The 21,869-nt window shown below is 41.7% G+C and carries 18 protein-coding genes; 11 read left to right on the top strand and 7 right to left on the bottom strand.

Annotated elements, in window-relative coordinates; genetic code table 11:
• Positions 1–72 precede the first annotated feature (72 nt).
• The 4 genes from AOC03_RS02230 (at position 73) to AOC03_RS02215 (ending at position 5,302) form a co-directional block, all read left to right on the top strand.
• Positions 73–519 (top strand): HIT family protein, encoded by a 447-nt coding sequence (locus AOC03_RS02230; protein WP_062533408.1) that lies wholly within the window; start codon positions 73–75, stop codon positions 517–519.
• Between the two features lie 423 nt (positions 520–942).
• Complete coding sequence (locus AOC03_RS02225; protein ID WP_062533407.1) at positions 943–3,039, top strand: BCCT family transporter; 2,097 nt, start codon at positions 943–945, stop codon at positions 3,037–3,039.
• A gap of 143 nt (positions 3,040–3,182) precedes the next feature.
• Complete coding sequence (dusB, locus tag AOC03_RS02220; RefSeq protein WP_084785743.1) at positions 3,183–4,226, top strand: tRNA dihydrouridine synthase DusB; 1,044 nt, start codon at positions 3,183–3,185, stop codon at positions 4,224–4,226.
• Positions 4,227–4,414: 188 nt separating this feature from the next.
• Positions 4,415–5,302 carry an SDR family NAD(P)-dependent oxidoreductase gene (locus AOC03_RS02215; RefSeq protein WP_062533406.1) on the top strand — a complete coding sequence of 296 codons (888 nt, stop codon included), beginning with the start codon at positions 4,415–4,417 and terminating at the stop codon, positions 5,300–5,302.
• Positions 5,303–5,322: 20 nt separating this feature from the next.
• Here AOC03_RS02215 and AOC03_RS02210 read toward each other — a convergent pair whose 3' ends face one another.
• The 4 genes from AOC03_RS02210 to AOC03_RS02195 form a co-directional block, all read right to left on the bottom strand.
• Complete coding sequence (locus AOC03_RS02210) at positions 5,323–5,712, bottom strand: DUF1622 domain-containing protein (protein WP_062533405.1); 390 nt, start codon at positions 5,710–5,712, stop codon at positions 5,323–5,325.
• A 51-nt stretch (positions 5,713–5,763) separates the two neighbouring features.
• Complete coding sequence (locus AOC03_RS02205; protein ID WP_062533404.1) at positions 5,764–6,228, bottom strand: hypothetical protein; 465 nt, start codon at positions 6,226–6,228, stop codon at positions 5,764–5,766.
• A gap of 155 nt (positions 6,229–6,383) precedes the next feature.
• Entirely contained in the window at positions 6,384–6,914 is a 531-nt protein-coding gene (locus AOC03_RS02200; RefSeq protein WP_062533403.1) for an inorganic diphosphatase, read from the bottom strand.
• Positions 6,915–7,151: 237 nt separating this feature from the next.
• Positions 7,152–7,988, bottom strand: coding sequence for a lipoyl protein ligase domain-containing protein (locus tag AOC03_RS02195; RefSeq protein WP_062533402.1), 837 nt, complete (start codon positions 7,986–7,988; stop codon positions 7,152–7,154).
• 403 nt (positions 7,989–8,391) lie between these two features.
• On the opposite strand from AOC03_RS02195, the gene AOC03_RS02190 reads away from it, so the two are divergent.
• From AOC03_RS02190 to pncB, 5 genes are all read left to right on the top strand, one after another.
• Positions 8,392–9,867 carry a coniferyl aldehyde dehydrogenase gene (locus AOC03_RS02190; RefSeq protein WP_062533401.1) on the top strand — a complete coding sequence of 492 codons (1,476 nt, stop codon included), beginning with the start codon at positions 8,392–8,394 and terminating at the stop codon, positions 9,865–9,867.
• A 260-nt stretch (positions 9,868–10,127) separates the two neighbouring features.
• Entirely contained in the window at positions 10,128–12,089 is a 1,962-nt protein-coding gene (locus AOC03_RS02185) for a glycine betaine ABC transporter substrate-binding protein (RefSeq protein ID WP_062533400.1), read from the top strand.
• Positions 12,090–12,152: 63 nt separating this feature from the next.
• The gene (locus AOC03_RS02180) at positions 12,153–13,046 is read left to right on the top strand and encodes an ATP-binding cassette domain-containing protein (protein ID WP_062533399.1); all 894 of its coding nucleotides are present in this window, start codon (positions 12,153–12,155) and stop codon (positions 13,044–13,046) included.
• Positions 13,047–13,552: 506 nt separating this feature from the next.
• Complete coding sequence (gene msrAB, locus AOC03_RS02175; RefSeq protein WP_062533398.1) at positions 13,553–15,355, top strand: bifunctional peptide-methionine (S)-S-oxide reductase MsrA/peptide-methionine (R)-S-oxide reductase MsrB; 1,803 nt, start codon at positions 13,553–13,555, stop codon at positions 15,353–15,355.
• Between the two features lie 318 nt (positions 15,356–15,673).
• A complete protein-coding gene (gene pncB / locus AOC03_RS02170) occupies positions 15,674–16,921 on the top strand; it encodes a nicotinate phosphoribosyltransferase (RefSeq protein ID WP_062533397.1) in 1,248 nt (415 codons plus the stop codon).
• 14 nt (positions 16,922–16,935) lie between these two features.
• Here pncB and xseB read toward each other — a convergent pair whose 3' ends face one another.
• The 3 genes from xseB to AOC03_RS02155 all read right to left on the bottom strand — a co-directional run bounded on the left by xseB (position 16,936) and on the right by AOC03_RS02155 (position 19,424).
• A complete protein-coding gene (xseB, locus tag AOC03_RS02165) occupies positions 16,936–17,199 on the bottom strand; it encodes an exodeoxyribonuclease VII small subunit (RefSeq protein WP_062533396.1) in 264 nt (87 codons plus the stop codon).
• A gap of 38 nt (positions 17,200–17,237) precedes the next feature.
• Entirely contained in the window at positions 17,238–18,818 is a 1,581-nt protein-coding gene (gene xseA / locus AOC03_RS02160) for an exodeoxyribonuclease VII large subunit (RefSeq protein WP_062533395.1), read from the bottom strand.
• Between the two features lie 246 nt (positions 18,819–19,064).
• Positions 19,065–19,424: a hypothetical protein gene (locus AOC03_RS02155; protein WP_062533394.1), complete on the bottom strand. Its 360-nt coding sequence runs from the start codon at positions 19,422–19,424 to the stop codon at positions 19,065–19,067.
• Positions 19,425–19,728: 304 nt separating this feature from the next.
• On the opposite strand from AOC03_RS02155, the gene AOC03_RS02150 reads away from it, so the two are divergent.
• Together AOC03_RS02150 and zapE are read left to right on the top strand one after the other, a co-directional pair.
• The gene (locus AOC03_RS02150; protein ID WP_062536382.1) at positions 19,729–20,388 is read left to right on the top strand and encodes an alpha/beta hydrolase; all 660 of its coding nucleotides are present in this window, start codon (positions 19,729–19,731) and stop codon (positions 20,386–20,388) included.
• Between the two features lie 270 nt (positions 20,389–20,658).
• Positions 20,659–21,759, top strand: coding sequence for a cell division protein ZapE (zapE, locus tag AOC03_RS02145; RefSeq protein WP_062533393.1), 1,101 nt, complete (start codon positions 20,659–20,661; stop codon positions 21,757–21,759).
• Positions 21,760–21,869 lie beyond the last annotated feature (110 nt).

Genomic DNA, 21,869 nt, shown 5'->3' with positions numbered 1-21,869 from the left:
AGCGCTATTTCATTCACTATATTGTAGAGATAAAAATCAATATCACTCACCCGTAATATAAAAGGAAAAATTATGACGCAAGCAACTGGTATTCAGCACACCATCTATGATGATAATAACATCTTTGCCAAAATGCTAAACGGTGATATTCCGTATCACAAAGTTTATGAAGATGATAAAACCCTCGCTTTTATGGATATTATGCCGCAAGCAGAAGGTCATGTACTCATTATCCCTAAGCAAAAAGCGGTCGATTTAGCTGATTTAGAGCCAGAATATGCCGCAGCGGTACTGATGACGGCTAAAAAAGTGATGCAAGCGCAGCGCCAAGTATTTGCGCGTGAAGGTATTATTCAGATGCAATTTAATGGGGCGCAGTCAGGTCAAACTGTATTTCACTACCATTTACATCTGATTCCTGCCAGTGTTCATGAGCTTGGTCGTCATGCAGCGACTGAGGTGGATCATGAAAAGTTAGCAGAGACGGCTAAACAACTGGCTACTGTTATTAACGCCTAACAGCTATTATTAATGCCTAACGTACTGGTGGTGTCATTCTAAGTCAATGAACGGATTTTTAATGATTCTTTAGAGAGTTTTTAGGAAGTTTTTACAGACTTTAGCAAAACAGTCTAATTTTTTCATCTTTATAAAAGGCAGCTGACAAGTTGCCTTTTTTGTTGTTTGGTAATAGTCATGTAATAAAATTTAAAATAATGTTACGAGATAGTCGTGTTTCTGGGGTTTCTGGCGTCGTTGTGATAAAAACAACCTTTATTTAGACAAACAGCGTTCGTTGTTTGTTTTGTTCTTTGGTTTCCGCTATTACGGGGATTAATTGCTTTGGCTGTCAAAAGACATGCCAACTTTTTTGAGGAGGTCTCTTATCAGGGATCGCTTTAAGGACAACCGCCTTTTTGAGACTGTTAAGAGACCGTATTTATGAAAAATAAGTTACCTAATTCTACTATTTTGTTGCCAGTATTTATACCGGCTGCCGTGATTATGTTGTTATTAGTGATTGGCACGGCGATGAATCCGGCAGCGGCTGGCGAGCTGTTCAGTACGGTGCTAAATTTTACGACCAATACGTTTGGCTGGTTTTATATGCTGGCAGTGGCGCTGTTTTTAATGTTTATTATCGTTTTGGCATTTTCGCCTTATGGCAATATTAAGCTCGGTCCGGATCATGGCGAGGCGGAATATAAATTCATCGAATGGTTTGCGATGCTATTTTCTGCTGGTTATGGTATTGCCTTATTATTTTATGGGGTAGCCGAACCGGTGATGCATTTTGCCAGTCCGCCACTCTCTAGTCCGCAGACGATTGAAGCCGCCAAAGAGGCGATGCAAATTGCTTATTTCCATTGGGGTTTTCATATTTGGGCGATTTATGCGGTCGTTGGTATTTCACTCGCTTATTTCTCATTTCGGCATGGGTTGCCATTGTCGATGCGCTCGACGTTATATCCTTTAATTGGCGATAAAATTTATGGTCCTATCGGGCACACGGTCGATGTGTTTGCGATTGTGGGGACGATGTTTGGTATCGCGACCAGTTTAGGATTGTCAGTCACGCAAATCAACGCAGGTTTAAATTATCTATTACCCGATTTAATACCGATTAGTACAACGGTTCAGGTGATTGCTATTGTCGTTGTAACGGCAGCGGCACTGGTATCCGTGCTCGCAGGTATGGACAAAGGCGTAAAGCGCTTGTCTATCTTAAATATGGGCTTAGCAACAGCGCTGATGCTGTTTGTATTTATTGTTGGTCCGACGATATTTATTTTGAATGCCTTTATGGAAAATACAGGCAATTACTTGGGTAATATTGTTGAGCGTACCTTTAGCTTACAGGCATATGAAAACAGCGATTGGATTGGCAGTTGGACATTATTCATCTTTGCATGGACGATTGCATGGGCGCCTTTTGTCGGCTTATTTATTGCTAAAATTAGCCGTGGACGTACCATTCGTGAGTTTGTGTTGGGTGTGATGTTAGTACCGACCTTCTTCACGTTTTTTTGGTTTGCGGTGTTTGGCGATACTGCGCTACATATGATTATGGTGGATGGTTATACCTCGTTAATCGGCGATGTGCAAAATAATCAAGCGATTGCGTTGTTTAAATTATTAGAAAAACTACCCTTTACTGAGTTCGTATCGTCATTAACGGTGTTACTGATTATCACATTTTTTGTGACCTCGTCAGATTCTGGGTCGTTGGTGATTGATTCGCTAGCGGCTGGCGGTCGCAGTGATACGCCGTGGTGGCAGCGCACATTTTGGGTGGTAACAGAAGGCGCAGTGGCAGCGGTATTATTGCTTGCGGGTGGACTGACGGCACTACAAACAGCGGCAATTATCAGTGCGCTACCGTTTGCAATTATTATGTTGATTTCGATGTTTGGCATGTGGCGGGCGCTACGTATTGAAGGGCATCGTAACCAGAGTTTAAATAATGATAATCATCTACCGCCGCATCTACTCAAACCATCGGCATGGCGCGACCGTATCGACTATATAACCAATCAGCCGACGCGTGACAAAGTGTTAAGTTACATCAAAGAAGTGGTGATGCCATCAATGGTAGAAGTATCCGCCAAGTTTTCGCAGACCGGCTGGACGACTGATGTGAATTACGATGATATTAATAATCGTGTGGTGCTTGAGTTGCAACGCGGTGATGATATTGAATTTTGGTATGAAGTGCGCTTGTCTGAATATGATGCGCCAGATTACTATACTGAAAACTCTACTAAAGATTTTACTGATGCCTGTACTGGCGATTCTACTGAAAAAGGAGCTGATAAATTACCGCAACAGCATGATCATCGTGCCGAAGTGTATCTGCGTCGTGGTGGTCAAACGTACGACTTGTATGGCTATCATTCAGAAGCCATTATTAATGATATTATCGACCAATTTGAAAAGTATCTGCATTTTGTTAATGTCTCGCCAAATACTTTGCCATGGCGTATGCAGCAGCATGATGATGACATTACCCTTGAGCAGGGCAGTGTATTTGATAAATAATCATCATTGATGGTTTTGTTGATACTTGCGTTATTGCTCTGTTAATCATTTCGATATTTTTTTAATCAAAGTTAATCACTTGCAATAACTGTATGAACGCTTAGAATAACGGCTTGTTTTTATGATAAATCAAGCCGTTTTTTATGTCTATTAATTCTTCTCAGCATGCTGATATTGTGCCAGCATCTTTGTCGGAAAGTACTCATCCGTTATTACAGCCATTAATGATAGGCGGTTTGAGTATTGAAAACCGTCTTATCGTTGCACCAATGGCAGGGGTCACTGACAATCCATTTCGTAGGTTATGCAAATCCTTTGGCGCCGGTCACGCGGTCAGTGAGATGATCATTGCGGATACCGCTTTGTATGCGCGCAAAAAATCTTTATATCGCGCCAATTTTGATAATGAAATCGCGCCTATTTCTGCACAAATAGCAGGCGCTGAGCCAGATAAACTCGCCGAAGCCGCCCGTTTTCAGATTGATAATGGCGCGCAAATTATTGATATTAATATGGGCTGTCCAGTAAAAAAAGTCTGCCGTAAACTGGCAGGTTCAGCCTTGCTCCAAGATGAAGATTTGGTAGCGCGTCTGCTTGATACTGCCGTCAATGCGGTCGATGTGCCAGTAACTTTAAAGACACGCTTAGGTTATGAGAACGGTCGTGAGAATATTTTGCGTATTGCGCGTCGGGCTGAGCAAGCAGGTATTGCCGCGATTGCCATTCACGGGCGTACCCGCGAAGATATGTATACGGGCGATGCTCGATACGACTTAATTCGAGAAGTCAAAGAAAGCGTTAACATTCCTGTGATTGCCAATGGCGATATTGATAGCGCACAAAAAGCTCAACGCGTCTATGAGTTGACTGGCTGTGATGCGGTAATGATAGGGCGTGCGGCACAAGGGCAACCGTGGTTATTTCGAGATATTAGACATTTTTTGCAGACTGGTGAGACATTGCCTGCGCCAACGGTTAGTGAAATCAAAGAAATTGTTTTAGCCCATCTGCAAGAGTTATATGCATTTTATGGTGAATATTCTGGCTGTCGTATCGCCCGTAAGCATATCGCGTGGTATACCACAGGCATTCCCAACTCTAACGCCTTTCGCCAAGCCATGTATGGTGAAGAAAGCACCGCTGGTCAATTTCGCGTCGTTGATACTTTCTTGACCGCTCATGAATAACACCTGAATTTTCTAGTTATCGTCATAAAATCTAGCTTTACTGTTTATTTACTCCTTATTTACCTAAGTACAGAGCATAGATTTTTGCTATATTAAAATTGAATAGCAATATCCAACAATTGTACTAAAAATTAATAACAGTATTAGAAATAATGATGATAAACAATGATAAATAACAAGGGCGTTTTATGGCTAATCCTACAAAAGCAGCAATTACTAAAGCAGTTAACGGCAAAAATATCCTGATTACAGGGGCATCAAGCGGCATCGGCGAGCGTACGGCATATTTACTCAGTGAATGTGGCGCGCATGTCATTTTGTTGGCACGCACTGAAGAAAAATTAAAAGTCGTCAAAGAAGCCATTGAGGCGAAAGGCTGCAAGGCAAGCTACTATCCTTGTGACTTAACGGATATGGATAACATTGAAAAAACAACCACACAAATTATTGCCGATTTCGATCATATTGACGTACTGATAAATAATGCCGGTCGTTCGATTCGGCGCTCAGTTCATGAATCTGTCAACCGCTTTCACGACTTTGAGCGCACGATGGATATTAATTATTTTGGCGCGGTCAAAACTATTTTGGGATTTTTGCCCACCATGATTGCTAGAAAATCAGGACAAATCATCAATATTTCATCCATTGGTGTCTTAGCAAATAGTCCTCGTTTTGCCGCCTATGTGGCATCAAAATCGGCATTGGATGCGTTTAGTCGCTGCTTGGCGGCTGAAGTGAAGGGTAATAATATTAAAGTGACCAATATTTTTATGCCATTGGTACGCACGCCTATGATTGCCCCAACCAAGCTATATCGTTATATGCCCGCGCTCATGCCAGACGAAGCCGCATTAATGGTGGCAAAAGCAATCGTGGAAAAACCAAATAGTATTGCCAGTAATATGGGTAAATTTGCCTCAGCAAGCTATTCGTTAGTACCAGCATTCAACGTCAGTGTGCAATCTATTGGCTATCGTATTTTCCCAAGTTCAACGGCAGCGCAAACTACTGACTCTAAACCAAACTTAGCTCAGCGCGCCTTTGCAAGAATTATTCCTGGTGAACTACATTAAAAGCGTCTGAAGTCAGCTGATTAAGAAGGATTGATAGGGGTCGTGGGTGGCTTTTGTTCTGGTGTAATAAGCTTTTTTTGCCACGGAAAGCGACCTTCTAATTCAACTTGTAATGATAGGCTTAAAAAAGTACGAATAAGAACAATAAAGCCCAGTACCAATACGCTATTTAATGTAGGTTTTGTTACTACGGTTGCCATAATGTCAGCAGCAATGAGTACCTCAAGCCCTAATAATATAGAGCGTCCAACTGCCTGTCTGATTTCTACGTAAACGCCATGGGTGAAATTTCGTATTGATAAAATAGCTTTGTATAAGGCAAATAGCAGCCCTAAAAACATAATCAGTACGCCGGTAAATTCGACAACTCTAGCGATTAGATTAATATAATTAACTAAAGAGGCTATCAAAATAGGCTTCCTAATAATAAAGTTAAGTCATTATGCTGATACGATAAACCGCTAGCCAAATACACGCCACAGAATCCAAAATAATCCTGCCATAATGATAATAATCACAAAAATCCGCTTCAGCCAATAAGGAACGAGCGGTTTGTTATAGGCTAATTCATTAAGCTTACTATCAAGTCCACGCTGTAAGGTTTTAAAGCTCTGTTGATCCGGGGTAGATTTTACATGGTCTTTGATTAACACTGGTATATCTTCGCGAGCTTGTTCTCCATCAAACGTTAGCGCTTCTGTCGGAATGCCTTGCTTATTGGCGATAGCATTGAGTTTTTGTTGCTGCTTAGCCTTAAATTCAGCCTCATAAGCGTCGATACGTTCTTTGGCGACATCCATACTGATATTTTCGTCTGCCGCTAGGGTTTTGATTGCCAGCACGATATTGCCTTTTTCAATCATCATAATGACCGTTTTTGGCAGTTTGACCTTAACAAATTTTGAGTTGGGATCAGAGTTAAACATGGCTATCCTTATCGGAGACGTATTTATGAGATAAGTCATTATAGCAACTTTATATATCCCTTATTGACGCAAAAAAATACCGCAACCATGTTAATGGTTGCAGTAAATCAAATCATGTTTTTTCTTAAAACGTAAAGTCTTATAAAAGAAATGGCTTATTTATCTTTCCAACGTTGGATAGATTCATGAATGACTGCTTTAGCTTCTGTAACATCGCCCCATGATTCAACCACAGTCGTGCCTGCTTTTTTCAAGTCTTTATAGTGGCTAAAGTGGAACTGTAACTGATTGATAAGCTGTTTTGGCAAGTCTTCTAGGCTGTTGTAAGCATTGCCCGTATCACGGTCGTCAGCTGGTACGACAACGATTTTATCATCGATTTCGCCATCATCAACGAATTTCATGACGCCGATCACTTTGGCTTTTAAAAAGATACCCGTTGGCAAAGGCTGTTCTGTGATGATTAGCGCGTCTAATTCGTCGCCATCTTCGTCAAGAGTTTGTGGAATAAAACCATAGTTGCAAGGCTTAGCAAAAATCTGTGGGTCAATACGGTCAAGCTCAAATACGGCTAAGTCGCGATTCCATTCGATTTTATGGCTGCTACCGGTTGGGATTTCAACAACCACGTTAATGATGCCGCCATCAACATCGCCTGCGTCTAAAATTTTATTAAAATCTGCCATAAAGTGCTCCAATGTACTTTTGTTATGAATACTTCAACGATAAAAGGGATATGCTGGCGCGCTACGATAATTGTGGCGCCTAATTTGTACCGAGTGCGAGTATAGCAAGTTTAAATGTTTTTTTCTCGCAATGCTTAAGTCTAAGCGCGCACGATATTATGCGCAAATAGACAAACGATTGTACGTGACAATTTAAATTTCAGTCAGATTCTAGACATATTTTATTATAAATTGCGGTTACGATTTTGGCGCAATCGCGCGTAGCTCAATCAAGCCTCCATGGCGCTGAGCAATATTATCAATCAGCTTTTGCGTAACTTGCTCATAATTTAAAGCATCAGCAAGTTGGGCACTCATTGCGGTAAAGTCGGATAACCGCAGCATTTGCATACCGGCATAGCCACACGGGTTGATGGCATTAAAGGCAGCTAAATCACAATCGATATTAAGCGCGATGCCATGATAGCTAAAGCCGTGCTTAATTTTAAAACCTAATGAGGCAATTTTACCAATCATGATGGCGTCATCATTTGGCTCGTTAGCATTTTTATCAATGTCGTTATTGGCAATATCGTTATTGTCAATAATGTCAGCATAATTGGCATATAAATAGACACCGGGCGCATCACGGCGCGCATGGGCGCTGATATTGGTCGTCGTAGCTAACGGATGGTTTTTTAAGCAATCATTAACCACATCTTCAATGGCTTGCTCAGCATGAGAAACCAAATGACGCACACTCCAGCCCAAGCTATGCAAATCAAACAGCCAATAAATAACCAATTGCCCATGACCGTGCCAAGTGACTTGTCCACCGCGATCGGTCTTAATAATCGGCGTTGTGGTCTGCCGTAAGATATGCTCTTCTTTACCTGCTTGCCCAAGGGTATATACATCATTATGATCGACAATCCATAGCTCGTCAGGCGTCCGCAGTCCTTGCTCTTTTTTAAGGGCAATACGCTCAAGGGTGCGCTGTAGCATGGCATCATGAGTTGGGTTGTAGTCGGCAGCGATTAGCGCTTTACTGATGAGGGTTTTACTTATCACAGTGTCACTGATGTGTTGAGTCATGAGTGTGGTAACTTCTTATTTTATAGAGGTGTGGGATAAATGGTTCTTAATGATAAACGAGGTTAGTATCTAGTGATGGTGACTATTAGTTATGATCAAGTGTAGCTAGTTATGATTAAGTGTAGCAGTTTTTAAGTTGAGTACCCAAGCGTTAATAAGGCTAAAAACCTGAGTTAAAATGTTGTTTGAAATAGCAGTCTCGTTACCTTTTTAACGTTTTACAAACCTACCAGTACGTTAAACCTGCTTTTCATTCATCAATCAATACGCTACATTGACTGGCAAAGAATCGATATCACTCTAATTTATGTTAATAAAAATTGACGTCTAACGCCTGATGCTAAAAATAATATGTTAATGAAATAACAGCATTTTGGTTTTAGAGGTACGATAAGGATGAGCTATGACTGACCATAATTTAAACGACAATCTACACGACAGTAATCAAACTTCGAGCATTCATGACATTGCGATAACGATTATTACCACCACTGAGCAGCTACAAGCGCAATTTTTACGTTTGCAAAAGCTTAGCCGTACCAAGCCAATATTGGATTGGGCGACCCGTGAGACGCAATTAGACAGTTTAGAAGCGATGTTAAGTGACAATCAAAATAGTCTTGCGAAAGCCATTAGTACGGACTTTGGGCACCGTAGTGTGTCAGAGACGCAGTTTGCCGAATTGTTCCCAAGTTTTACGGGGATTACGCATGCCAAAAAGCATGGTAAGTCATGGATGAAAACCCGCCGCGCTTCTATATCCGCGCTTTATCGACCAGCGCATAATGAAATTCAGCCGCAGCCTTTAGGCGTGGTGGGTATTATGGTGCCATGGAACTATCCGTTATATTTGGCGATAGGACCGATGATTGATGCGTTAACGGCAGGCAATCGGGTGATGATTAAAATGAGCGAGGCAGCACCGCAATTTGCACAAGCTTTTGCTACAGCCATCGCTCATTATTTTTCAGCAGATATGGTGTGCGTGGTGCTCGGCGAGGTCGATATAGCGGAAGCCTTTAGCAAACTACCTTTTGACCACTTACTTTATACGGGCTCAACCGCAGTTGGTAAAAAAGTCATGGCGGCAGCGGCACCGAATTTAACGCCTGTTACGCTTGAGCTGGGCGGCAAGTCACCGGTGATTGTGCTCGACGACGCCAATTTAGAAAGTGCAGTCAATCGAATTATGATGGGCAAAACTCTGAACGCGGGTCAGACTTGTATCGCGCCTGATTATGTCCTTATTCCACGCCAATATCATTTGCGCTTTATTAGCTTGGCGACCGCGTGGATGAAAGAGCATTATCCTAATATTGCTCATAATCCAGATTATAGTCATATTATTAATGATGGACAATTTAAGCGCGTGCAACGCTATCTACAAGCATTACCAGAAAATAGTGTACATGCGCTGACTGATAGGGAGGCAAATGCTGAAACGCGCTTGATGTTGCCCATTGTTGTTACTGAGCCTGCGCCTGACAGCGATTTAATGCAAAATGAGATTTTTGCGCCTATTTTACCCTTGATACATTATGACACGCTTGATGATGCCATTCATTTCATCAATGCCCGACCGCGACCACTGGCTTTATATGTGTTTGGCAATAATGACTATGATATCGAACAGGTACGTACGCGCACGGTATCAGGTGGTGTGTGTGTCAATGACGTCATCATTCATGTGGCACAGCATGACTTGCCCTTTGGTGGGGTTGGACATTCAGGCATGGGTGCGTATCATGGTAAAGCGGGCTTTGAGCGTTTTAGTCATCTTAAACCCGTTTTTGTACAATCTAAGCTCAATGGTCTGAATTTATTATTACCGCCTTATGGCGACTTGTTTAAAAAGGCTATGGCGTTGTTTTTAAAATAATTGAACTATTAAACCCTCAAGCTATTAAATTAAAAGCTTAGCTAGTTATCACTTTTCATCTAAAAAGCTTATTCAAACCACTTATTTAAATAGCGCTTATGATAATAGGCGCTATTTTTTATGAGTAAACTTTTGTTATTAAAACTATAAATCACTGTATTTCTCAGCAAAGTTAAACGATAGTTAGAATGAATATGTGTTTGCTGTTTTATTTTGCATTATTATTATTTTTATAAAAATAACGATAAATAGGATATGCCATGCGCCAATGGGTTGCGTTAAGTTTACTGCTATTGAGTTCGTGGTTGCTGCCGGTATCTGCATCAGCGGCGTGTGATAATCCGATTAAATTTGGCGCATTGACTTGGGAGAGCGGTCAATTCACCACTGGCGTGCTCAAGTACATTGCTGAAAAAGGCTACGGTTGTCAGATTGAAGAGGTGCCAGGCGCAGGTCCAGCGCTTGAAACGGCATTATCACAAAACGATATTCAAGTTATTGGTGAGCAGTGGGTTGGGCGCTCGCCTATCATGGAGCAAGCCATCAAAGATAAAAAAGTGATGGTAATTGGCGACACGCTTAAAGGCGGTGCGACCCAAGGCTGGTATGTACCCAAATATGTGATAGAAGACAATCCCGGGTTACGTCGCTATCAAGATTTACCAAAATATGCGCATCTATTTAAAGACCCTGAAGACCCAAAAAAATCACGGTTTATGAATTGTCCATCGGGTTGGGCGTGTGAGGTATTTAATACGCGCTTACTTAAAAATACGGGTCTTGGTACTACCTTTAATAATGTCCGTCCCGGTACAGGCGCAGCTTTAGATGCTGAGATTGCATCGGCATTTGAGCAGCGAAAGCCGTTATTGTTTTATTACTGGCAGCCAACAGGGTTAATCGCTAAATACGACTTTGCCCCGCTAGAATTTCCTGCTTATGATGATGCGTGCTGGCAAGACTTATTAAAGGCGGACGGCAGTGCCAACTGTGTTTCTGGCTTTCCTGTCTCACCATTAGGTATTGCCGTGTCAACGCCATTTATAAGCAACAATCCTGAAGTCTCTGCTGCCTTTAAAAAAGTACAATTTACGCCTGATGCGCTGAATGGGGCTATCTTGGCAATGAGTGAAAATAAGCGCAGTGGCGATGAGCAAGCATTGGAATTTTTACGTGATAATCCCAATGTTTGGCAAGCGTGGATATCTGATACGGCAGCCGATAAGCTCGCTGCTGCTTTAGGTATTCGTTTAGGATCAGATAGCACCAGTAATAGCAGTGTTAGTTCTCCGCTTAATACCACCGCATCAAAGTCACCAACTGACACTATATTAGGATGGTCATCAAGTTTTCCTTCGTGGTCGCTTGAAACCCCACTGAATAAGTCTCTCGCAAGTCTTGTCAAAAATTATGGTGATGTTTTTCGTAGTATCAGCCATGTGGCTTTAACCTATTTATTATTGCCTCTTGAGCGTTTATTAACGATTATTCCACCGTGGTTAATCATTGCGCTGGTTACTATCTTGGCATGGTTTGGCGTGCGTAAAATATGGTTTGCATTGGCTTGTGGCGTTGGGTTATTTTTGATTGGTTCATTCGGGCTTTGGAGCGCGCTGATTGATACGTTGGCGCTGTTAATTGTGTCAGTATTGGTTACGGTAGTTATCGGTATTCCGATTGGTATCGCCATGTCAGGCAGTAAGGTGCTGCGCAAAATTATCACACCCATACTGGATGTGATGCAGACGATGCCCAGTTTTGTCTACTTGATACCCGTGCTGATGCTGTTTGGCATTGGTAAAGTACCCGCGTTATTTGCTACCGTCATTTATGCCTTGCCACCACTGATTCGCTTAACCACGTTAGGGATTACCCAAGTTAATCACGAAATGGTGGAAGCAGGACGCTCATTCGGTAGCACGCATTGGCAATTACTCATTTGGATTAAACTGCCGCAAGCCTTGCCTAGTATTATGGCGGGTATCAATCAGGCAGTGATGATGTCGTTGGCGATGGTGGTTCTAGCGTCTATGATTGGTGCGCCGGGGCTTGGCGAGGACGTATTGCAATCTATTCAAACCCTGAATATTGGTCAAGGTCTACAGGCGGGCACAGCGATTGTCATTGTGGCAATTATCATTGACCGGATTACCCAAGCCTTTGGTCAAGGTAAACGCGCCCGACAACAGACCATTAAAGCGGGTAGTCGACATATTGGTTAATAAGTGATTCGATGACATAATAAAATAATGACTGTGAAAATTAATAAAAAAACGAGAATAATCATGAATCATATTCGGCTAGAAAATATTAGTAAAATTTATAATGCGACCAATGCGCAAGCACAGTCTGCGCTGACACTACTGGCTGAAGGTATGAACAGTATTGATGTAAAAGAGCAAACCGGCTATTCCGTAGGACTTTATGATATTAATTTGACTATTAAAGCCGGTGAGTTGCATTGCATTATGGGGCTGTCAGGTTCGGGAAAATCAACGTTAATACGTCATATTAATCGGCTCATTGATCCAACCAGTGGTAAAATTTGGGTGGATACTGCCATTAATGCACAAACTAATATTGCAGAAGATAACTCTATATCAGCCCGCGCTTCTCAGTCTGCACCTTCAAGCGTTATTAATATTTTAGAGCTTGACGATAAAGGGCTACAGCAGTATCGGCAACAGAATGTCAGTATGGTATTTCAGCATTTTGGCTTAACGCCGCATATGACCGTCTTACAAAATGCCGCTTATGGTCTGCGGGTGCGCAAGATGAACGTCAGCGAGCGCCATGAGATTGCACGGCACTGGCTAAATGAAGTGGGTTTGCCAAATTTAGAAAACAGCTATCCTGATGAATTGTCCGGTGGGATGCAGCAGCGTGTCGGACTGGCGCGGGCGTTAGCGACCGATACCCCGATTTTGCTGATGGATGAAGCCTTTTCTGCTCTTGACCCTTTGATTCGTGCGCAATTACAAGACCAATTACTGGAGCTACAAGCACGGCTCAATAAAACGATTGTATTTATTACCCATGATATTGATGAAGCGGTCAAAGTCGGTCAATGTATTAGTATTTTAAATGGCGGACGTTTGGTACAGACAGGCACGCCAACCGAATTGCGCAATAATCCTGTTGATAATTATGTCGCTCAATTTATGCAAGCGAGAAAGTAAATATCAAACCATTATCACCTAAAAACTAGATTAAAATATAGCCTAAGTAAGACCTTAAGAATCCTTGAACATCTTACAAGCTACTTGCCATTTTTATACTCTCGTTTCTAAAAAATCTGTTGTCGCTAGATAATTCCCAAGCCAAATTTCAATGAGATTATCGGTTAAAATCTATAAATCACTATTTCTTATCTACAGTCTTACGCTGCTGTAAAATAAATGTAGCAATACGTATTTTACTGTTAAAGTAAACTAAATTATAAATCGACACTATTAATATTATCTAATTGTATTTACGGTCTTATCATCGTAATATCTACATACAAGCGAACAACTTTCTGAATTTCCAGTCCTGTGTTTATTGTTTTTATCTTTATAAAATCACGCTCGATATTATTAAATCCTCTTTATTTCTTATAAACTGTTTAAGAAACATATCAGATTCTACCTCATAGATAGTCGCAATGCTTTTAAACAGTCGTCAGGCTTCGTAACAAGGACATACCATGTCATATAAAAATTCTCAAAATGACTCTCGAAATGACAACGACTTAACGCCAGAATCACAGCGTCCACCATCACGTTGGTTAAAAAACGTCAGCGCGTTTGGCGTCACTAGTGTATTAAGTGCAGGACTATTATTAGCCTGTGGGCAAATGAGTAGCGCAGAAAATAACGCCAAATCGGGCAGTCAGAAAGCCAACCAAAATAGTGGTGTGACAAGCTCACGCGATATGCTGCCATCTGATATGCTCAAGCAAATGCAAGCTTTGCCACAGCTGACTAAAGATCTTGGTAAAAATGGCGCTGCAGTCATCGACCCTAATAAACCAACGCTAGTGAAATTTTGGGCAAGCTGGTGTCCGCTGTGTTTGGGTACGTTAGAGGAGACTGAAAGCTGGCGCACCGATCCTAAATTTACAGGCTTAAATGTGGTAACCGTGGCAAGCCCTGGTCATCTGAATGAAAAAGCCGCCAGTGAATTTAATACTTGGTATGCAGGCGTACAAGCTGATTATCCTAAGCTACCCGTTTTGGTCGATGCGTCAGGCAGTCTGATTAATAAGTTAGGCATACAAGTTTATCCAAGCTGGGCAATATTGGATAAAAAAGGCAATTTGGTGCATCTGGTCAAAGGTAACATGACGGAACAGCAAGCGTATGCCTTGGCTGAAAATGCGGGTAACGATTTTGCTGAGCTAAAAGCGGGAAGTGCCAAACCTGACGCAACATCAGCAGAAAATAATAGCAAAATTGAATCCATCAACAAAAAGGGCGAGGTATATTACAACGCCCAAGGTAAGCCAATCAACACTCGCACGATTTACCTAGCGGGTGGCTGTTTCTGGGGTATTGAAGCCTACATGGAGCGCGTCGACGGTGTCGTCGATGCGGTATCCGGCTATGCCAATGGTGCGGCTAACAGAGCAAATCCAAGTTACGAGCAGGTTATTGGTGGCTCTGGGCATGCTGAAACTGTAAAAGTAACCTATGATGCTGATAAAACCGATCTTGAAACCATATTAAAATACTACTTCCGCGTGATTGACCCAACCAGTCTCAATAAACAAGGCAACGATCGCGGCGTCCAGTATCGTTCTGGAATTTATTATACCGATAGCAAAGACAAAGCTGTTATTGATGCTGCCGTTAAAGAAGTCCAAAGCAAATACAAACAAAAAGTGGTGGTTGAAAATAAGTCATTAGATAATTTTTATTTGGCTGAGATGTATCATCAAGATTATTTAGCTAAAAATCCAAATGGTTATTGTCATGTTGATTTAAGTTTGGCTGATGATAAACCAGAAGGCGTAGCGCGTACTAAGCTTGCACCGGTCACCACCATTGCTGAAACTTTGTCTGCTAAGCGTTATGCTGGCTTTGATAAAAATGCACTCAAAAATACTTTGACCAAAGAGCAGTATAATATTACTCAAGATGCGGGTACAGAGCGTGCCTTTAGTCACGAATATGATGAGTTATTTGCGCCTGGTCTTTATGTCGATGTGGTAAGTGGTGAACCGTTATTTTTATCAACGGATAAATATGCATCAGGCTGTGGCTGGCCTAGCTTTACCAAACCGATTGATATGCAGGTAATTACTCAGCATAAAGATATGGCATTTAACATGGTACGTACCGAGATTCGTTCAAGGGTTGCAGACTCGCATTTGGGTCATGTATTCCCCGATGGTCCTAAAGACCGTGGCGGTCTGCGCTACTGTATTAATGGCGGCGCTTTACAGTTTATCCCTGTCAGTGCGATGCCACAGTCGGGCTATGCGCCATTGGTTAAACTGGTTAAATAAGCCACTGTTATACTGTTATACTGTTATTTAATGATAAAAAAGGCGCTAAGATTAATTTTTTAGCGTTTTTTTTCGTGGTGCAATTCTTGAAATCAAGCGATAACTTGATGTTAAAATGTTGCTTAGAACGTAGTAGTTTTGCTGTTAATATCGGTCAATTCTGCAAAAAATAGTAAACTTCGTTATACTCAGACCTTTATTTATCTACTACTATCACTACTCCGTTATAAATTTGCGTCATTAAATTTTGATTATTTACAGCGCGATTTTACGGATTAATTGATGTTGACTTCTTGTTTTCGTGTTTAAGGCTGTAACATGACCGTTACCGATACTCCTACTAGCGTTGCCCCCATTATCACATCATTACTTGATAACGATTTGTATAAATTCACCATGTTACAAGCGATGCTGCATCAGTTTCCGCAGACACATGGCGTTTATCGGTTTCGCTGCCGTAATAATCAAGACGCTGCGTATCCGTTGGCGGATATCAAGGTAGAACTTGAGGCGCAATTAGACAGTTTATGTGAATTGCGCTTCTTGCAAGATGAACTGGACTACTTGCGTGGTCTGCGTTTTATGCGCTCAGATTTTGTTGATTATCTTGAGCTATTTAAGCTAAAACGTCGCTTTATTACCGTGAGTACGGACGAGAAAGGTCGGTTGTTTATCGACATCGAAGGACCGATGATTCAGGCCATGTTCTTTGAAGTATTTGTCTTAGCTATCGTTAATGAGTTGTATTTTAATGCCTTATCAAACGCCACGGTCATTGCAGAAGGGCAGCGTAGGCTTGATGACAAGGTAGCGTTATTACATAGCTATGCTGAGCAACAAGCTGCACAGAAAAAGACAGTCGATAAGCCACCATTCATTGTTGCTGATTTTGGCACGCGCAGACGTTTTAGTAAAGTTTGGCAGGCGCATGTAGTAGAAACCTTGCATAAAGCTGAACCAAAAATCGTGAGTGGTACGTCTAACGTTTATTTAGCCAAAAAGCTTAATATGACGCCCATTGGCACTATGGCACATGAGTTTATGCAAGCGTTTCAGGCATTAGATGTGCGCTTGCGCGATTCGCAAAAAGCGGCATTAGAATCGTGGGTACATGAATATCGCGGGGATTTGGGGATTGCCTTGACCGATGTGGTGGGCATGGATGCATTTTTACGCGATTTTGATTTGTATTTTGCCAAGCTTTTCGATGGGCTGCGTCATGATAGTGGCGACCCTTATATTTGGGGTGATAAAGCCATTGCCCATTATCAAAAATTAAAGATAGATCCGAAAACTAAGGTTCTGACCTTTAGTGATGGTTTAGACTTGCCTAAGGCATGGGAGCTACATCAGTATTTTAATGACCGTATTAAGACCAGTTTCGGGATTGGCACCAATCTCACCAACGATATGGGCTTAACGCCACTCAATATTGTACTAAAATTAATTGAATGTAATGGTCAACCGGTGGCTAAATTGTCTGATAGCCCCGGCAAAACCATGATTAATAATGACACTTATTTGGCTTATTTACGTCAAGTATTTGAAGTGGATGAGCCTGAATAAGGCTCAAATTTACATCAGCGGTCGTTATTGTCAGGTGATTCTTCTGCAAAAGCTGCATCTAATGCTTGTTGAATGGCATTAATACGCGTCTCACACACACGATAAGCAGCAATGGACTCTTCAACCGTGGTCATTAGATTGTCAATATCTGGCTCATCTTGCTGCTGAAGTTCCGCAGCATTGGTTTTTAGAATATCGTAAGCCGCTTTAAAGGTCTTTGGGGCGGCTTTTTTGCGTTTGCGAGCAGGCGCGGCGGTGGTAGTGTTAGAAATAGTCATAAAATATCCTAATGTTTAAAATTTTAGAAAAGTAATAATCAGATAGTAATATTTGCTTGATTTGATACATTATCAGTCGAGATGGTTTCAATAGCAGCATTTTCTACATGGCTAATGCGTGCAGTTGCCTTACCATCTTTTAATATAATGTTAACGGATTGATCAACAGAAAGTTGAGTACTGCTAGTTAATACCTGTTTGCCCGTTTCATTAGTGAGCATGGCATAGCCCTGTTGGAGTACGCGTGTAGGTTGCTGTAGCAATATCATATCGCGTAAATGCTGACTATCACGCTGCGCTTGCAGGACTTGTTGCTGCGCATTTTGTATGACAGTTTTTTGATAGTCAGTACTGTTATCACGTGTTCTAGCCACTTGTTGATAAGCAGCTGATTGTGTTTGTTCAAAAGACTCTTTTGCTACTCGTGCGGCTTGAGTTATTTGTCGTTGGGCACTTTGCTCGATACTACGCCATGCAAAGTGGCTATCTTTTTGTAGGGCAGTCAACCGTCCAATGGTCTGCGACTGTACTCGGTTGAGTTGTCGCGTGGTTTGTTGTTCAGCGGTTTTCAGTTGTCGTTGCGCAGCTTGTTTAATTTGGGCTTGATAATTTAACACTTGTGCTACTACTTGTGCTAAATGTGCAGTGATAGCTGCAATTACTTTTGATGGGGTATCAAAACTGGTATGCGCCACTTCATCTAAAATTACTTTATCACGCTCATGACCGATGCCGACCCACACTGGTACGGACTGTTCGGCAACCAAAGCCGCCAGTTCGTAATCATTAAGATATGCCAAGTCACCAACCGCGCCACCGCCACGAATAATAACCAGTAAATCCGGTAAACGCTGATACGTCGCATAAAAGTCTTGCTGCGCGCTCACAATCGCTTGACGTATCTCCATTGGCGCATGATTGCCTTGAAAAGTCGCATGATGATAATGAAAATGACACGCGCCAGTTCGGGCAAGTCTATCAGCATCCGCTTGAAAATCGCCTAATCCCGCTGCTTTTTCGGGCGCAATGACAACGACGTGTTCGATATCAAATGGGCTAGGCAATTGCTGATTCAGATGTAATAGTCCTTCACCAGTTAGACGATCCACCATTTCAGCATATTGCCGCGCTAAGTCGCCCAATGTATAACTGGGGTCAATATCTTCGATAGTCAGCGAGAAACCATATTGCGCATGAAAGCCTGCGGATACTTTGAGCAATACCGTTAAATCGCGGTCGAGTACGATGCCCGTTGCGCGCTCAAATTTTGCCAATACACGTGCGGCTTTAAAGCGCCACAGGTTGCCACGGCAGCTTGCGACCACCTTCCCATCGTCGTCTTTTTCCGCCAACTCAAAGTAATAATGCCCGCCTTTACTTGAGAGATTACGAATTTCAGCCTTGACCCATACTCTATGATCAAAGGTTTGTTTGATTACCATATCAACAGCGGCTAAATAATCACTGAGACGCAGCACCGTATCTTCAAGGTTTTCTGCCAGACTATCCTCAATTTCAGCCAGCTCAGCTTCAAGGGTCGCCAAATCTTTGGCAGGTACCAGTACCTTTGCATTTTTAGCGTTTGCATGTGCCAAACTGGCAAGATTGGGTTTGCGCATAATAGTAGACCAAGAGGAATCTAACGTGGAGAAAAGAAGGGTAGCTTAGCGTAAAATCATTCTGATAAACAACTTGTTCCTATTATTTACAACAAAAATTATTTAAAAAAAGTATTCACAACAAAAAAGCCAACAAATATACGATAAGAAAATATCTATATCGCATTTTTATTGGCTAGAAGTTGCTTTTATTTATTAAAAGCAAACTTTTAATTGATTAAAATTTTAGACTGCTGCCTAAACCGATTACTGACAACGGAAATTAATCATATATTCATAGTCGTCATTGCGTGCAGTATCTGTTTGATTTTTACCAAATATACCGCCGATTTGGTCAATTACTCGACCCGTACGTTCGCCTAAAATACCGTTATATTTGGTGGTGTCATTTACCACAATCACTTGACGAGAGCCACACGTTTTTTTGGCACTGTCTAAAGCATTTTGCTGCGCTTTGATCTTAGTAGAACTCACGCCAGTGGTTTCATAAGTAGAGTTGGCGCGCTGAATAACAGGTGAGGTGGTAGAGGTCGATTGACAAGCACTCAAAGCCAGTGCTGCGGCTAGGGTGGCAGTCAAAGTGGCAGTTTTGTTAAAAGTAATCATAATTATTCCTATAAAAAATCATAAAGTCATTCAAAGATTGGGCAATTTACATTGGGAAACTAGCATTGTAAATTTAACCTATTTGTTTCCTTAACGTCTAGACAGTTATTGTGTGTGGTGTTGCCGCCATGTTACCTGTACTCATTTATAAAAATTAAGCCTCATTACTGGGCATTTTTTAGCGATTCTAAGCTGTTTTTAATCGTTATAGATAATAAACCAAGCAGATACACAGCAAATGACTTGAAATATAACTCATATCTAGGATAATTACCCCATCCATTCACAATTAATAATGAAACCTATGCAATTAATTCCCGCTCCTGCCGGCGTGCTCGAAGTCGATACGCTGTGGCAACAAGACAATCCTAATGACCCGAATACTGATACCGTTGCATTGTTGTGTCATCCTAATCCGCTATTTGACGGTACGATGAATAATAAAGTCGTGACTACGATGTACCGATTTGCGCGTGATAGTGGCATGCATGTCGTGCGGTTTAATTTTCGCGGCGTTGGACAATCGACTGGCGAGCATGATTATGCGGTCGGTGAAGTGCTTGATGCGATGACCGTGCTACAATGGCTGGCAGGTCAAACCAGTGCCCGTAAGCTATGGCTTGGTGGCTTTTCCTTTGGCGGTTATGTGACGGCACGCGTCGCTGAACAAGTACTCACGTCAGCGCATATTTGGGGTCTAAGTGACTTTGAGATATCGAAAGTTGCTCTGATTTCACCGTCAATAGAGAAGAATGACAGCAATGACTTAACGCTCCCTATTGAAAAAACTTTCGAAATTTATGGTGACGCTGATGAAGTCATTGCGCCCGCTAATATGCAAGCTTTCGCTGAGAAGTTGGGGATTGAGGTCAGTGTTATTGAAGGGGCTGGTCACTTTTTTCATGGTCGCTTGTCTGAATTGAAGAAATTATTACAGCAGCATAGTTTTAATGACAATATATAATTTTAATGGCGATATATAGTATCCTCTGATAAATACTGTAGAGATTGCAAACAGATTTAACTGAAATTAAAGTGATTGGTTTTACTATATTTCGATAAATTTAATTGATTATTGTTATACCTTAAGCCGTGCTAACCTAAAGACTGGCGTTGGTAAGCCACTCTGACATCTCGGTTGCTACTGTCTCAGTGTAAAAGACATAAGTTGGTAGTAATCGACGGTTTCAACACATTATTTCATTATTTATTTTGTCGAATGACGAGTCGCCTTATGAGATTATCTCCATTGCAGCGCTACGAGCAAGCCATCAATACTGATGACTTTACCAGAGATGACCAGCAGTATCAGGCTATGAGTTACCTTGATGAGCTCTATCATCAGCTTAATGCCAGTGCGGAACGAAAAAAAGGGTTTTTCAGCTTTTTAAAAGCCAAACCTGTCGCGCCAAAAGGTCTGTATATGTGGGGAGGAGTTGGGCGTGGTAAGACGTGGATGATGGATATGTTCTACGACTCGCTGACGATTGAACGTAAGATGCGTCAGCATTTTCATCATTTTATGCAACGCGTTCATCATGAGCTGAATCTCATACAAGGTGAGTGTGATCCGCTCGAGAAGGTTGCCGACATTATTTATAAAGAAGCCGTGGTTATCTGCTTCGATGAGTTTTTTGTCTCTAACGTCTCTGATGCGATGATTTTAGGCGACTTGTTTACCATGTTATTTGATCGCGGCATTACCTTAGTTGCGACCTCAAACATTGAACCATCAGGACTGTATAAAGATGGTCTACACCGTGACCGCTTTATGCCTGCCATTGCCGAGGTCGAAAAACATTGTACCGTGATGAATATTGACTCCGGTATTGATTATCGCCTGCGCGTATTGCAGCAAGCCGAGTTGTATAAATCACCAATGACCAAAGGCAATCACCATTGGCTTGCAAACCGTTTTGCCAGTCTTTCTAACAATATAAAAATCAGTAATGAACCGATTGTGATTAACGGTCGCGAAATTAAAATAAATGCGCGTACAGAAACCATTTTATTTTGTGATTTTCGTCATTTATGCATGGAACCGCGTTCAGCTGCTGATTTTATCGAAATTGCCAACCGTTATAGTACGGTATTGGTCAATGCCGTGCCCGCCTTAAACGATGATTTGCGTGACCCAACGCGCCGTTTTATTTATATGGTAGATGAGTTTTATGACCGCCGTGTGAAATTACTTATTCGTGCTGAACAATCCATTCTTGACTTATATCAAGGTGAAAAATTAGCGTTTGAGATTGAACGAACACGCTCAAGATTGCTTGAAATGCAGTCAGAAGACTATCTAAAAATGAAGCATCGCCTTGATGATGCCGCATAATGCTATGATTACAACGGCTTGCTACGATAGCCAAAAATGTTTAACTAAAAACCTTTCACTAAAAACGTAGGCATAAAAATATTTTAATAATGATAATAACAAATAAGGAC

The organism is Psychrobacter urativorans (assembly GCF_001298525.1).
GTDB classification, from domain to species: domain Bacteria; phylum Pseudomonadota; class Gammaproteobacteria; order Pseudomonadales; family Moraxellaceae; genus Psychrobacter; species Psychrobacter urativorans_A.
This window is presented reverse-complemented; position numbering and strand designations above follow the sequence as displayed.

Excerpts from the sequence above, each read along its gene's own strand:
- AOC03_RS02230 (WP_062533408.1), top strand. The coding sequence starts at position 73 with ATGACGCAAGCAACTGGTATTCAGCACACCATCTATGATGATAATAAC.
- AOC03_RS02225 (WP_062533407.1), top strand. The coding sequence starts at position 943 with ATGAAAAATAAGTTACCTAATTCTACTATTTTGTTGCCAGTATTTATA.
- dusB (WP_084785743.1), top strand. The coding sequence starts at position 3,183 with ATGTCTATTAATTCTTCTCAGCATGCTGATATTGTGCCAGCATCTTTG.
- AOC03_RS02215 (WP_062533406.1), top strand. The coding sequence starts at position 4,415 with ATGGCTAATCCTACAAAAGCAGCAATTACTAAAGCAGTTAACGGCAAA.
- AOC03_RS02205 (WP_062533404.1), bottom strand. The coding sequence starts at position 6,228 with ATGTTTAACTCTGATCCCAACTCAAAATTTGTTAAGGTCAAACTGCCA.
- AOC03_RS02200 (WP_062533403.1), bottom strand. The coding sequence starts at position 6,914 with ATGGCAGATTTTAATAAAATTTTAGACGCAGGCGATGTTGATGGCGGC.
- AOC03_RS02195 (WP_062533402.1), bottom strand. The coding sequence starts at position 7,988 with ATGACTCAACACATCAGTGACACTGTGATAAGTAAAACCCTCATCAGT.
- AOC03_RS02190 (WP_062533401.1), top strand. The coding sequence starts at position 8,392 with ATGACTGACCATAATTTAAACGACAATCTACACGACAGTAATCAAACT.
- AOC03_RS02185 (WP_062533400.1), top strand. The coding sequence starts at position 10,128 with ATGCGCCAATGGGTTGCGTTAAGTTTACTGCTATTGAGTTCGTGGTTG.
- AOC03_RS02180 (WP_062533399.1), top strand. The coding sequence starts at position 12,153 with ATGAATCATATTCGGCTAGAAAATATTAGTAAAATTTATAATGCGACC.
- msrAB (WP_062533398.1), top strand. The coding sequence starts at position 13,553 with ATGTCATATAAAAATTCTCAAAATGACTCTCGAAATGACAACGACTTA.
- pncB (WP_062533397.1), top strand. The coding sequence starts at position 15,674 with ATGACCGTTACCGATACTCCTACTAGCGTTGCCCCCATTATCACATCA.
- xseB (WP_062533396.1), bottom strand. The coding sequence starts at position 17,199 with ATGACTATTTCTAACACTACCACCGCCGCGCCTGCTCGCAAACGCAAA.
- xseA (WP_062533395.1), bottom strand. The coding sequence starts at position 18,818 with ATGCGCAAACCCAATCTTGCCAGTTTGGCACATGCAAACGCTAAAAAT.
- AOC03_RS02155 (WP_062533394.1), bottom strand. The coding sequence starts at position 19,424 with ATGATTACTTTTAACAAAACTGCCACTTTGACTGCCACCCTAGCCGCA.
- AOC03_RS02150 (WP_062536382.1), top strand. The coding sequence starts at position 19,729 with ATGCAATTAATTCCCGCTCCTGCCGGCGTGCTCGAAGTCGATACGCTG.
- zapE (WP_062533393.1), top strand. The coding sequence starts at position 20,659 with ATGAGATTATCTCCATTGCAGCGCTACGAGCAAGCCATCAATACTGAT.